This window comes from Ruegeria sp. SATB027, from assembly GCF_059613825.1.
The window spans coordinates 146,672-161,022 of record NZ_JBXWTH010000076.1 but is presented as its reverse complement, the minus strand read 5'-3'; the positions used below and the strand labels follow the sequence as shown (position 1 = coordinate 161,022).

Here is a 14,351-nt window from a genome sequence, read left to right as displayed (position 1 = left end):
GGATGAAAAACTGTTTAAGCCGTTGCACAACAGGCGCACACCATGCAACGCTGTGCCCAAAGAGGAGGGCACCATGCGCCGCTTTGTTTTTATTTCAATAACTTACGTCTTTTCACTTTTGGTCCTGCCCGGCGCCACCCAGGCGCAAGATGCAGTGCCTGATTTCCGCTACATCACGACACGGGACGCAGATTTTTATGGCTCGGATCTGGACGCCCTTTTCGATACCGATCTGAAGTCCTGCATTCAGGCTTGTTCCGCCAATACACTTTGCACCGCGTTCACCTACAACACCCGATCCAATGCCTGTTTTCCAAAAAGCGGTGTAAACCGGCAAGAGACCTATCAGGGGGCTGTGTCTGCGCAGAAGGTGCTTACCCTAGATCAAACCCAAACATTGGCTAAAACGCGTGCAGATGCGTTGAATGTACTTGGTACTGCCGACCTGAATCAGGCCGCAGATCAGGCACGCGATCTGGGCTTTTTGCATATGGCACAGGGTAACGACCTGCAGGCTGTTCTGAACGCGGCGCGCAGCGCGAGCAGCCCGCGGCAGGCGATGAATTGGACTGGTGTGGCCGTGTCGCTCAGTGACGCGCCTGATCTGTGGGTGGAATACGCGCGCCTGTTGTTGCAGACAAACTCTTCGGACTGGAGTGAAAGGCGCGACCTGCGTAACCGTGCGCTGAATGCCGCAACCAATGGCTATTTGCGTGCGGACGCTCCCGGCACGCAGGTTGCCGCCCTGATTACATTGGCCCGCGCCCTGGAGGAGGTCGAGCGTGGGCGCGATATGATCCCGGTGCTGCGGCTGGCCGAGCAAATCCAACCGCGCGAAGATGTACTGGCCGCACTGAATGATGCCATCGGGAAATACGGGTTTCGCGTGGTCGACAGTTCTGTCGAAAGCGACGCCGCCGCGCCGCGGATCTGTGTTGAGTTTTCGGAACCGCTGGTCAAGGCGGGGGTCGACTATGATCCGTTTGTCCAGCGCAACGATGACGGGTTGGCGGTACAGGCCGAGGGCAGGCAGCTGTGCGTTGACGGAGTCGCCCATGGTCAGCGCTATCGCCTGACGCTACGCGAAGGCTTGCCTTCCGCCTCGGGCGAGGCGCTGAACCGCAATGTTGAGCTTGCCCATTACGTGCGCGACCGGGCGCCTTCGGTCCGGTTTCCCGGGCGCAGCTACGTTCTGCCGAAATCCGCTGATGCTGCGTTGCCCGTTGAAACGGTCAACATCACCGAGCTGAACCTGATCCTGCGGAGGGTCAGCGACCGGAACCTGTTGCGCGCGGTTCAGCAGGATTTCTTCGGTCGTCCGCTCAGTGAATGGCAGGAAGCAGAATTTTCCGATAAAATTGCCGAGGATATCTGGACTGGCACCGCCGAAGTGGCCAACGAACTGAACCGGACCATGACGGCGCGCCTGCCCATGGCCGAGGCGATCGCGGATCAGCCCGCCGGTATTTATGCTCTGACCGCCCGTGTTCCGGGGGCTGATCCCTATGACGACCCGGGCGCAACGCAATGGTTTGTTCTGTCCGATCTTGGGATCAGCAGCGTGCTTGGCACCGATGGATTGCACGTCACGGTGCGCGGGTTGAGCGACGCGGCACCCCGTGAAGGTGTCGAGGTTTCACTGGTCACAAGCGCAAATGCGGTCATCGCCCAAGCGCGAACGGATGAATCAGGTTATGTCACGTTCGATCCCGGTCTGATACGGGGCAAGAGGGCCAGTGCGCCCGCGCTGGTGATGGCATCGACCGGGGACAGCGACTTCAGCTTTCTATCCTTGACCGATCCTGCCTTTGACCTGTCAGATCGTGGTGTTGAAGGGCGTGCACCTGCGGGGCCGGTCGATGTTTTTCTAGCCACGGATCGCGGCGCATATCGGGCCGGAGAGGTGATACACCTCACCGCCTTGTCGCGCGATGGTGAGGCGCAGGCTATCGAGGGCCTGCCCCTGATTGCGATCCTGTATCGCCCTGACGGCGTGGAATACCGCCGAACCGTCTCGGATGGCGGCGTCGCCGGGGGGCATATCTTTGCCCTGCCTGTTGCGGCGGATGCACCACGCGGCGCTTGGCGGATCGAGATCAAGTCTGATCCCAAAGGCGATGCGCTGGCGCGACAAACAGTGCTGGTAGAAGACTTCCTGCCGGAACGTATAGATTTTGAGCTGACCCTGCCGGACGCGCCCCTGCGTCCTGGCGACAGCCCTCCGCTTTCGATCGACGCGCGCTATCTGTTTGGTGCGCCGGGGTCGGACCTGAGCATCGACGGTCAGGTTATCGCACGCCCGGCGGACACAGTGCCGGGTTACGACGGGTATCGCTTTGGCCGCTATGACGCCGAGACATCGATCAAAAGCACCTATTTTGGTGACACGCGTACAGATGCAAACGGCAAAGCATCGATTGCCGTTGAAATCCCTGTGTTAGAGACGGAAGGGAAACCAATTGAAGCCGAGGTTATTGCGCGACTGGCTGACGGCTCGGGCCGCCCTGTTGAACGTCGCCTGAGCGTTCCTGTCCTGCCGCCGCAACCTGTGATCGGTGTCAAACCCCTGTTCGAGGACGTACTCCCCGAAGGTACCGAGGCCGCGTTTCAGATCATCGGCCTTGCACCCGACCTGAGCCCCAGCCCGATGCGCCTGCGCTGGACGCTGAACAAGATCGAAACGCGGTATCAATGGTATCAGCTTTACGGAAACTGGAATTGGGAACCGACAACCAGACGCACTCGCGTTGCCACCGGAGAGATTGACGTCGCTACTGATCCTTTGACGTTGTCCCAGCCCGTGGACTGGGGCCGTTATGAACTGGTGGTCCAACGTATTGATGGCACGTTTACGGAAACCGCTGTCGATTTCCACGCAGGCTGGTATCAGGCCGCAGATGCTTCGACCACGCCTGACCGGCTTGAGATGTCGCTGGATCGCGACAGCTATCGCGCCGGGGAAACCGCACAGCTGCGCATCGTTCCGCGCATGGCAGGTATCGCCCAGATCGAGGTGCTTTCGAACCGCCTGATCCATCGCCAGATGGTTGCCGTAAAGGAGGGCGAGACAGTTATCCCGATAGAGGTGACAGAAGATTGGGGTGCAGGTGCCTATGTCACGGCCACAGTGATCCGACCGATGGATGTTGCGGCCGGTCAGAACCCGGCACGCGCCATGGGCGTCTCCTATGCTGCCATTGATCCCGCGGATCGCACGCTGTCAGTTGCCATTGAGGTGCCCGAGGTTACCTCGCCCCGTCAAACACAGAAGACCCTTGTTAGGGTCAAAAATGTTGCAAGCGATGATCCAGTCTGGCTGACCCTTGCTGCTGTGGATGTGGGCATCCTCAACCTAACGGGGTTCGAAAGCCCAAGCCCGCAAGCGTACTATTTCGGGCAACGTCGTCTGGGCGTGGACCTGCGAGATGTTTACGGGCGGCTGATCGACGGCATGAACGGAACGATGGGTACGGTTCGCTCTGGCGGCGACAATGACAACGGGATGCGCCGCCAATCCCCGCCACCGACGCAAGATCTGATGGCGGTGTTCAGCGGCCCGGTTCAGGTCGGTGCGGATGGAAAGGTTGAGGTCGACATCCCCCTGCCCGCCTTCAATGGTACGGTCCGACTGATGGCCGTCGCGTGGTCACAAAAAGCCGTCGGTCAGGCCGAAGCGGACATGATCGTCCGCGACCCGGTGGTGGTGACGGCCAGTCTGCCGCGGTTTCTGGCCCCCGGCGATCAAAGTCGGATGCGGCTTGAGATTGTCCATGCGGATGGCACATCCGGAGACATGGCGCTTGGCCTGACCACCACTGGTGGGCTGGAACTGGGCCCGGTACCGGCAAGCTTTCTGCTGGAGGATGGTGGCAAAGCGGTGTTCGACATCCCTGTAACGGCCCATGTTATTGGCGATCCAGAGATCAGCGTTTCCATCACCACACCAGACGGGCGCGATCTGTCGCAAACCCTTCGGATGCCGGTGCGGGCCAATGATCCCGTGATTGCCCGGACACGGCGCTTTGCGCTGGGTGCGGGTGACAGCTTTCTGTTTTCACAGGATGTTTTTGATGGGTTTCAACCCGGCTCGGCCAAGGCCATTCTGTCCGCCGGAGCACTGGCAAAGTTCGATATGCCCGGCCTGCTGGATCAGTTGAACCGTTACCCTTATGGCTGCACCGAGCAGATCACCAGCAAGGCGCTGCCGCTGCTTTACCTGTCATCCGTCGCGCAGGCCTCGGGGCTGGGCAATGGCCCGGAGGTGAATCAACGCATCACGGAATCAATCCGAAGCATCCTGACTCGTCAGGCTGCAAACGGTGCCTTTGGCCTGTGGCGCGCAGGCAGCGGTGATTTCTGGCTGGACGCCTATGTAACCGATTTCCTGTCGCGCGCCCGTGCGCACGGGCACCCGGTGCCGGATCGGGCTTTTGCGCAGGCCATGGATAACCTGAGCAATCGGGTCAACTATGCGCCGGATTTCGACGAAGGTGGTCAGGATATCGCTTATGCCCTGATGGTTCTTGCGCGGGAAGGCGCGGCGGCGATGGGCGATCTGCGCTACTATGCGGATGTCAAAGGGGATGCTTTTGACACGCCATTGGCAGCCGCACAACTGGGCGCTGCGCTGGCGTCGTACGGGGACCAAACCCGCGCAGACGTGATGTTCGCCCGTGCGGCGCGGATGTTGCAACAGGTGCCGAACGATCAGGAAAACCACTGGCGCGCGGATTACGGCACCCGCCTGCGGGATGCGGCGGGCCTGCTGACCCTAGCCGTAGATGCAGGCAGCGAGGCGATTGACCGCAACGCATTGATCCAACGGGTAAGCACGGGCCGCACACCCCTGTCCACACAAGAGGCCGCGTGGTCCCTGTTGGCGGCGCACGCGCTGGTGTCAGACCCTTCAGGGTCCGGCCTGACGGTCAATGGCGTGTCAGTTTCCGGCCCCTTTGTTCAGGTTCTGCAATCCGGGCAGGCGGAGGAGGTCAATATCACTGCGACCGACGGTCAGGCAACCGATATCACCCTGACGGTGACCGGAATCCCCGAGGATCCGCCAGGGGCTGGTGGCACCGGCTATGCAATCGAACGGCAGTATTATTCGATGGACGGCGATCTGATTGACGCAGGCCGATTTGCCGTGGGGGACCGGTTTGTTACGGTTCTGACGGTCACGCCGTTTGAAAGCGGTGGGGCGCGCCTGATGGTGGACGATCCTCTTGCCGCCGGGATCGAGATTGACAACCCGAACCTGCTGCGATCGGGCGATGTACGGTCGCTGGACTGGTTGGATCTGTCTGATGCCACACATACCGAGTTCCGCTCGGACAGGTTCCTGGCTGCGGTTGACCTGTCGGGGCGTCAGACCGTGACACTGGCTTATGTCGCCCGAGCCGTCACACCGGGCGTGTTTCACCGTCCCGCGGCCTCGGTCGAGGATATGTACCGCCCCCAGAACCGTGCGCGAACGGCGACGGGACGGGTCGAGGTGCAGTGACCGGACATCGTTCATACCCCTGTTTGGGCGGCTCTCATGCCTAGGGTGCCGCGCCTGTTATTTGCGTTGGCCGGTGCTCTCTATCTGGCGGCGTTGGCGCGGGATGGTGTCGACCGCTGGGTCGACACCACGGTGCTGCCGCCCGTTCTGACTGAAACTTCGGTCGAGATGCGGGATCGTAACGGTGACCTCCTGCGTGTGTTTTCGGTTGCAGATGGCATCTGGAGGCTGCAGCCCGGCGCGGTCGATCCCAATTTCACCGCTATGCTGATCCGGTACGAAGATAAACGTTTCTGGACTCACGCGGGCGTGGACCCTGTCGCGTTACTGCGCGCAGCCGGGCAAAGCCTTTGGAATGGGCGCGCGGTTTCAGGCGGGTCAACTCTGACCATGCAGGTCGCGCGGCTGATCGAAGATGGATCGACCGGGCGTTGGAGTGGCAAATTTCGCCAGATTAGGGTCGCATTGGCGCTGGAACGGCAGCTGAGCAAGACACAGATCCTGAACCTCTACCTGACCCATGCCCCCTATGGCGGCAATCTGGAAGGTATCCGTGCCGGTGCCCGTGCATGGTTCGGCAAAGAAGCAACCCGTTTGACCGCCGCACAGGCGGCCCTGCTGGTCGCTTTGCCGCAATCCCCGGAGGCGCGGCGCCCGGATCGCAGACCCGAGGCAGCCCAAATTGCCCGTGATCGGATTTTGCGCAGGTTGGAGCGCTACGGCGTATTGACCAAGGCTGAGATGCACGCAGCCCTGACGGAAACCATTCCTGATCGAATGATCCCGTTTCCGCGCCTTGCGCCCCACCTGACCGACCGCGTGAAAGGCCAAACCCGTGCAACCGGTGTATTTGATCTGACCCTGGATGCAGGGGTGCAAGCCCGGTTGGAAACTGTGGTCGCTCGGGCCGCCGCGCGCTTCGGGCCGCGCGTGTCCGGTGCGCTGATCGTGGCAGATCATCGCGACGGTAAGATTTTGGCCTCGGTCGGGTCAGCCGGGTATCAGGATGCACGACAAGGGTTCGTGGATATGACCCAAGCCGTGCGGTCGCCCGGATCGACGCTGAAACCTTTGGTTTACGGGCTGGCATTCGATCAGGGGCTGGCCCATCCGGAAACCCTGATCAGCGATAGCCCGGTGATGTTCGGGCGTTACGCCCCGCGTAACTTCGATGGTGTTTTCCGGGGCGATGTAAGGGTTCGGGACGCGCTGCAATTGTCGCTGAATATCCCTGTCGTGCGCCTGACGCACGAGCTGGGCCCTGCGCGCGTGATGGCAGCACTGCGGACAGCAGGATCAGAACCGCGCCTGAGCAGTGGTACACCCGGATTGGCAATATCCTTGGGTGGTATCGGTCTGAGCTTGCATGATCTTGTACAGATCTACGTGACGCTGGCCGCTGGTGGGCAAGGCCCGATTCTGCGCCATGACGCCCTGGCTGATGCACGGCTCACCTCTCGTGTTTTGTCCGAAACCTCGGCATGGCAGATTGCGGATATCCTATCCGGGATCACACCACCCACGGGCAGCACTTCAGGGGCGCTGGCCTTCAAAACGGGAACCTCTTATGGGCACCGCGATGCCTGGGCCATTGGCTTTGACGGGCAACATGTCATCGGGGTCTGGCTGGGACGCGCGGATGGCACACCTGTTCCCGGCGCATTCGGAGGGGACGTTGCCGCGCCGCTTCTGACCGAGGCTTTCGGCTTGTTGAAACCCGAACTCATGCCCTTGCGCCCACCGCCGCCATCAACACTGTTGGTTGGCGCGGCACAATTGCCGCAACCGTTGCAGCGTTTCCGGCCCCGCGCGGCGGCTTTCGAAACGAACCAAACCGCACCTGATCTGTTGTTTCCACCAGAAAACGCTGTGTTAGAGACTTTCGGGAGCCCTCTGACGGTGAAACTACGCGGTGGTGTCGGGCCGTTTTCCGTTCTGACCAACGGCGTGCCTGTCTTGACCGGGCAACGGCAGCGAGAATTCGAAATTCCCAATCCCGGACCCGGGTTTACTTCACTTGTGGTGGTGGATGCACAGGGTCAATCCGACCGGGCCTCGTTCCGGATCGACCAGAGCGCGCCTGGTTCCCGTTAAAGAACAGCAATGGGCCAGCGTTAACGCCGCCCTTCCCGCAGCCAACCGCCCAGCAAAAAGCCCCCAGCCAGCAGCAAGACAAGCCAGGGCGGCAGCAACCCGGCCTGCGTGACATCCCGCGTCTCATACGCGTTGCGTGGGGTCAAACCGATCCAGCCCCGCCCGGCGGCGGGGCGTCCGGCGCGCACGTTGCGGATCGACGGCAGCCCATCTTCCAGTTGGATCACACCGCCCCGCATCCCGGCCAGTACCGGTTCAAGGACATCACCAGTCGCGATGGTGCGCTCGAACTCCTTCGGTGCAGCAGGGCCAAGGCCGATCACAGCCATGTGGTCGCCTTCCTGCAAACGATAAAGGCCGATCTCGAGGCCGTAATACTGCGCTTCAAACCGACCCGGAGAAACCTCTTTCAAAGTAACCTCCAACGTCTCACCATTCGGCAAGGTGACTGTTACCGGGCCGACTTCTGTCCCGAGCGTCTGACGAATGATACGCATGGACTGACCGTTGGCCTCGGCCCACAACGCCTCTTCTTCCAGTTCCGGTTCTTTCATCATCCAATGGGCCAGCCTGCGCAACAGCTCCAGCTGCGGACCCCCTCCTTCGAAGCCACGACTCCAAAGCCAGGCATGGTCAGACGCAAGCATCGCAACGCGCCCTTCGCCGACACGGTTCAGGACAAGCAGCGGACGATCCTCGACCCCGGTCATCAGCACGTCGCCCGAGCGATGTTTCACGTCGATCTGTCGCAACCACGCCCCCCAATCCTCGGATTCTCCAAGGTTGGTCGTGACAGGGTGACGATGCCCCAGATCACTGACCATCGGCACATATCGTTCCTCGATCACCCGCGCGGTTGGCTGAGCAGGCAGAACTGGCGCCAGGGGCGAGCGGAAGATGCTGTCGGCACCGGCGAAATCAGGTCCGGCGGCAACCAGGACCGCGCCGCCTTCGTTGATGTAGCTTGTGACATTGTCCAGATAGATCGCAGGCAGAATCCCGCGCCGCTTGTAGCGGTCAAAGATGATCAGGTCGAAATCGTTGATCTTTTCCAGAAACAACTCACGCGTCGGAAAGGCGATCAGCGACAGCTCGTCCACAGGCACACCGTCCTGTTTCTCGGGCGGGCGCAGGATGGTGAAATGCACCAGATCAACAGAACTGTCGGATTTCAACAGGTTACGCCACGTGCGACCGCCCGGATGCGGTTCACCCGAAACCAGCAGCACACGCAGGCGGTCCCTTACGCCGTTCATCTGGATCAGGGCCGTGTTGTTGCGGTCGGTCAACTCGCCCTCAGCCTGAGGAACGGAAAACTGGATCACGTTGCGCCCGCCATGGGGCAATGTGACGGGCAGTTCGACATCGCGACCGATTGGAATGCTGAACTGCTCGGGCTCGCCCCCATCCACCGAAATTTCCAACGGTGCAGATGTTGCACCTGCGGGGGCAGCTCCGCTGTCTTCGACGCGCAGGGTCAAGGTCACCGATTCACCAATGATGGCGAAAGCAGGGGCGTTTCGGACAATAAGCCTGCGATCCCAGTCGCTTTCCCGCCCGGTTTGCAGCAGGTGCATCGGTGCGGGCAGATCCGGGGCCTGATCGACATCATGCACTATCCCGTCGGACACCACGAGGATACCGGCAATACGCGCACGCGGCTCTTCGGCCAGGGCTTCGTTCAGGGCTGCCATGATCTGCGTGCCCTCATCGCCTTCACCATCGCCGACCCGGATGCGGCGCAGTTCTGTATTGTCGCGTGCCTCGATCTCGGTGGCCAAATCCTCTGCGGCCATAGCCGTTTGTTCCACCCGGTCTGAAAGCGCCTGGCTGGCGCTTTCATCCTCGAACATCAGAACGATATCTGTCAGCGGGGCACGATCTTCGATCTGGTAGACCGGGCCGGACAGCGCAGCGATGATCACCAGCGCCGCCAACCCACGCAAGGCCCATCCCGACAATCCGCGCCACAAGGCCATCACGACCCCGGCCACGGCAATCATACCCACGACAAGCAGCATCGCCCACGGGATCAGCGGATCAAAGATGACGGTTCCTGTCATTGTCCCAACCTGTCCAGAAGGGCGGGCACGTGAACCTGATCGGATTTGTAGTTCCCCGTCAGCACATGCATCACCAGATTGACACCAAAACGATTGGCCAACTCGCGTTGCCGTTCCCCGGCATAACCGCGCCCGACGGGTAACAGCGCCTGCCCGTTGCGATCCACCGCCCAGGCACCGGCCCAGTCATTGCCGCCAATGACCACCGGTGTCACATTGTCGTTCAGATTGCGGAAAGGCATCCCGTCGATTTGTTCTGCATCCAGTGGCGCGGCTTCAACCCAAACCTCGGTGCCTGAATATCGGCCCGGAAAATCCTGTAACAGGTAGAACGTGCGTGTCAGAACATGATCGCGCGGTATCGGCTCTAACGCGGGGATATTCAGCGGTCCGGCCAGTTGTTGCAGTTTGCGTCCATTTGGGCTGGAGGCACCGAAACCTGCGATATCCGCATCACGCGTGTCAAACAGGATCATCCCTCCGGACCGCAGATAGGCGTTCAGCTTGACATAGGCCTCGGCTGAAGGTTGCGACTGGTTCGCTGAGATCGGCCAGTAAAGCAACGGAAAGAACGCGAGTTCATCCCGTTCCAGATCAACACCGATGGGGTCTGCGGGTTCAACCGATGTGCGATAAAGCAGGGTTTGGCCAAGCCCGCGCAACCCGGCTTGCGCAATATCATCTACCTGCGCATCGCCAGTCAGGACATGCGCCAATACCAGTTCGTGGGTCGCAGCCAATGCAAACTCGGTGTCCTCAGGCGTTTGTGCGTGACCTTCGGGGACCAGCAGTAAACCGGCCAGCGCAGCGGCCGTCGTTCGGGCCAAACCCAACCTGCCCGACAAAGCAAGCGATGCAATAACATCGACTGTCAGCAAAATCAGTGCAAGGCTGAGCAACAGACCGCCCAGTGGCGTTTCCGTACTGACCTCCTGCCCTTTGATCGGCACATTCGCGGGCCAGACAACAGGGCGCAGCTGAGTTTCTTCCGAAACGACGTTCAACGCCAACTTCTGCTTGCCACTTTCATAAAGACCCGGACGAAGTTCCGGCCCGATCTGGCCCGATATCAGTTCAACCCCGTCGACACCTGCCAGGGTTCCGGCATCTGACAAGGTGCCAAACCCGTCCATGATTTGTACCGGCTCCCATGTTGTTCCCAGTAACTGAGCCTCTTGCCGGGACTTTGCAGCCGAAGCCACGGCCAGCCGATCCAGCATTTCAACGAACAAGCCCGACAGTGGCAGGCTGGACCATTCTGCATCGGCGGTCACATGGAACAACACTACCTGCCCCAACCCCAACGCCTTACGAGTCACCAAAGGCGTGCCGTCAGACAGTGAGGCAATTACGCGATCCGCCAAGTTAGGGTCTGGTTGTGCCATGACCTGAGTGGAAACGACCACGTCATCAGGGATGTCCAGTCCATAGAAGGGCGAGGTTTCGGGGAATGGTGCCAAGGTCTTGGCCTCACCCCAGCTCATCGCGCCGCCGACAGATCGCCCACCGCTGCGCAGCCGTGCAGGCAGCAGGGTGTCTTCGGTGTCGCGCCCAAGATCGCTGGCCGCCATGCGCGGGCCGGCAAAGCGCAGCAACAAACCGCCCTGTTCGACCCATTCAATCAGGTCCGCCTTTTCAGGTTCCGACATCTGGGCCACATCTGACAGAACAATGACATCCGGATTGGCGGGCAGAACCTCGGGTAGGCCACCATCGACGAAATCCGCCGTGGGGCTCAGGACCTGAGTCAGATAATGCAGGGGTGACAGCAGCTCCAGACCTTCGCGGTTCAAACTCCCGGCAATCAGCGCGACCTCGCGCCGACGCAGGCTGTCATCGGTCAGGGTCACGGCCCCGGCAGACCTTTGGCCCTGGATTTCGAACCGCGTGATCCGGGCGCGGAGTTCGGATGGCAGCGCCAGATCGACCTGCGCCGAAGCGTTCCCGGCTTCCAGGGTCAGTTCCACTGAATGTAGCACACGCGCCGTTCCGGCCGGGTCGCGCCCTTGTGCCAATACTGTCACACGTTCCTCGGGTCCGGGGCCCGCGCGCTGCACTGTCAATTGGATCAACCCGTCCTGATAAGCGGCTGGCAGGATCGCCATGGGCCGGGACGCCGCCTGAAACACCACCACATCGCCACGAGCCTGCAAGCTGGAGACCAGCGCCGCATGATCTGCATAATCCAGCCGGTCGCTGAACCAATGGGTATCAAACCCGCCATCAATTGAATTTAATGCCGCAATGGTCTGTGCGATCTGAGGTTCTGTCGGCTGCCATGGGTTGGGCATCAATCCCGGCAAATGTCCCCGCCAAGCCTCGGCCGCCTGAAAAACGGGTGTTTCCGGTTCGGTCAGGCGCAGGATAGCCACCGTGCGCCCTGCGCGGCCAGCCTCGGTCAGTTGCGCATCGATCTGATCCAGCGTGGCCGACCATCGGGTCGCGCCAGCCCAACTGGCATCCAGCACCATCAGCAGCGGCCCGGACCCGATCTCATCCCGCGACGGGTTCAGAACCGGACCGGCCAGACCTATGATTACCGCCGCAGCTGCCAGCATCCGCAGCAGCAACAGCCACCACGGCGTGCGGTCCGAAACGCTTTCGTCATCCTTCAGGCCCAAGAGCAACGTCACCGCCGGGAACATCTGGCGGATCGGCGCCGGCGGCACCGCGCGCAGGATCAGCCACAGGATCGGCAGGGTCAGAAGACCCAGCAGCACCCATGGAGCAGTAAAGCCGATGCCCGCCAGAACCGTCATCGCGTTCCCCCGTCCAGCGCACGATATATCCACAACAGAGCCGCTTGCGCGCTATCGCCCGTGTGATGCAGGCCCATTTGCCAGCCAGTCGCCCGGCAAAGCTGCGTCAGCGCATCCTTACGGTGGGCGAGGCGTTGCAGATAGTGGTCCCGCAGCTCTGCCGCCTTGAGGGTTTCGTGCCGGACGGACCCCCCGACGCTTTCGAAAATCGTACGCCCACGATAGGGAAATGTCTCTTCGCCCGGGTCCAGCACCTGAAGGATTACGCCGCGAACACCACGGTCTGCGGCTTTGGTCAGGGCCAGTTCAACTTCGTCCATTGGACCAAGAAAATCCGAAATGAACACGGCGCGGGCATGCGGGATCATGGCACGATGTTCAGGCGGGGCGTAATCCGTTTGATCATCTTCAGACCAGGCTTGCGCCAACCGGATGATCTGCGCATTGCCACGCCGGGGTGGCAAGGTCGTGCCTGTCAGGCCAACACGCTCTCCACCGCGGACCAGCAGGATGGACGTTGCCAGTCCCAAAAGCCGGGCGCGATCTGCCTTGGTCGGCAAAGATTTGTCGGACGCAAACCGCATCGACGCCCCCTGATCGACCCAAAGCATTACCGATTGCGCGATCTGCCATTCGCGTTCCCGCACATATTGCTGATCTCCACGCGCCGAGCGGCGGTGGTCGATCATCCGGCGGCTGTCCCCGATCTGCGCTGGGCGGTATTGCCAGAAATCATCCCCCATGCCAGAGCGCCTCCGTCCATGGTCACCCAGCAGAACGGTGCCCGCCAGATGCTCGGCCCGCGCCAAAAGGGGCGGCAGCCGCGATGCCTCGGCTTCGGATCTTTCGCGAAGGGTCAGCGCGGCATTCACGCCGCGGCCTCGGTCCGGATCAGCCCGACAGCGGTCGAGTCAATCAGCTCTGCAAGGCTGTCACCACGCGCCCGTGCCGCAAAGTTCAGTGCCATCCGGTGGCTGAGCACCGGGCGCGCCATATCCAGAACATCCTCGGCATTTGGCGCCAGGCGCCCCTGCAACATGGCCCGCGCCCGCACCGTCATCATCAGCGCCTGCGCAGCGCGTGGCCCGGGACCCCACGCGACAGTTTCGGCAACCCTTTCCGAGACACCCGCTTCTTCCGGGCGGAAGGCCCGCACCAGATCAAGGATCAGTTCAACGACGGATTCTCCGACCGGCATCCGGCGTAACAAGACCTGCGCGGCCAGCAACTCTTCCTTGCTGAAAATCTGATGGGCCTCTTCCTCTTGAACCCCGGTCGTGGCCAGCAGAATATCCCGCTCGGTCTGGCGGTCGGGATATTCTACATCGATCTGCACAAGAAACCTGTCAAGCTGCGCTTCGGGCAGCGGATAGGTGCCCTCCTGCTCGATCGGGTTTTGCGTTGCCAGCACGTGGAACGGCGTACCCAATGAACGATCCTCGCCTGCCACGGTAACGGTGCGTTCCTGCATCGCCTGCAACAGCGCCGACTGTGTCCGCGGGCTTGCCCGGTTGATTTCATCCGCCATCAACAGCTGACAGAAGATCGGGCCGGGAATGAACCGGAAATGGCGGCTGCCATCGTCGGCAGTGTCCAGAACCTCGGACCCAAGAATATCGGCGGGCATCAGATCGGGCGTGAACTGAATGCGGCTGCCATGCAGGCCCATCACCGTCGACAGAGTCTCGACCAGGCGTGTCTTGCCCAAACCCGGCAGACCGATCAACAGGGCATGGCCGCCGCACAAAAGTGCGGTCAGCGTCAGGTCCACGACCCTCTCCTGCCCGATGAAGCGGCGGGTGATCGAGGCCTTGGCCTCTTGCAGCTTGTTTTCCAGCGCTTCGATCTCGGCTACGAGGTCGGCAGGTTCGGTCATGACTTTCCCTTCCGTGGACTATTATGATTGAAGTGTATCGCGCTGAGAGGAAATGGCAA

General features: G+C 61.2%; 6 protein-coding genes. 2 read left to right on the top strand and 4 right to left on the bottom strand.

Translation table 11 applies throughout. The features are described 5' to 3' along the window. The first annotated feature begins 73 nt into the window (after positions 1–73). Both AC2FPW_RS18780 and pbpC read left to right on the top strand, forming a co-directional pair. Positions 74–5,500, top strand: coding sequence for an alpha-2-macroglobulin family protein (locus AC2FPW_RS18780; protein WP_496814926.1), 5,427 nt, complete (start codon positions 74–76; stop codon positions 5,498–5,500). A gap of 36 nt (positions 5,501–5,536) precedes the next feature. Continuing rightward, the gene (gene pbpC, locus AC2FPW_RS18775; protein WP_496814925.1) at positions 5,537–7,594 is read left to right on the top strand and encodes a penicillin-binding protein 1C; all 2,058 of its coding nucleotides are present in this window, start codon (positions 5,537–5,539) and stop codon (positions 7,592–7,594) included. A gap of 20 nt (positions 7,595–7,614) precedes the next feature. Here the strand turns inward: pbpC and AC2FPW_RS18770 are convergent, their stop codons facing one another. From AC2FPW_RS18770 to AC2FPW_RS18755, 4 genes are read right to left on the bottom strand one after another with little or no spacing between them, the layout of a single operon-like run. After that, complete coding sequence (locus tag AC2FPW_RS18770; protein WP_496814924.1) at positions 7,615–9,657, bottom strand: hypothetical protein; 2,043 nt, start codon at positions 9,655–9,657, stop codon at positions 7,615–7,617. Next, a complete protein-coding gene (locus AC2FPW_RS18765) occupies positions 9,654–12,416 on the bottom strand; it encodes a DUF4159 domain-containing protein (RefSeq protein ID WP_496814923.1) in 2,763 nt (920 codons plus the stop codon). Before AC2FPW_RS18765 ends, AC2FPW_RS18770 begins: the two co-directional genes overlap by 4 nt. Further along, positions 12,413–13,288, bottom strand: coding sequence for a DUF58 domain-containing protein (locus AC2FPW_RS18760; RefSeq protein ID WP_496814922.1), 876 nt, complete (start codon positions 13,286–13,288; stop codon positions 12,413–12,415). The genes AC2FPW_RS18765 and AC2FPW_RS18760 overlap by 4 nt, the downstream gene beginning before the upstream one ends. Continuing rightward, positions 13,285–14,292, bottom strand: coding sequence for an AAA family ATPase (locus AC2FPW_RS18755; protein WP_496814921.1), 1,008 nt, complete (start codon positions 14,290–14,292; stop codon positions 13,285–13,287). The genes AC2FPW_RS18760 and AC2FPW_RS18755 overlap by 4 nt, the downstream gene beginning before the upstream one ends. Between the last annotated feature and the right edge of the window lie 59 nt (positions 14,293–14,351).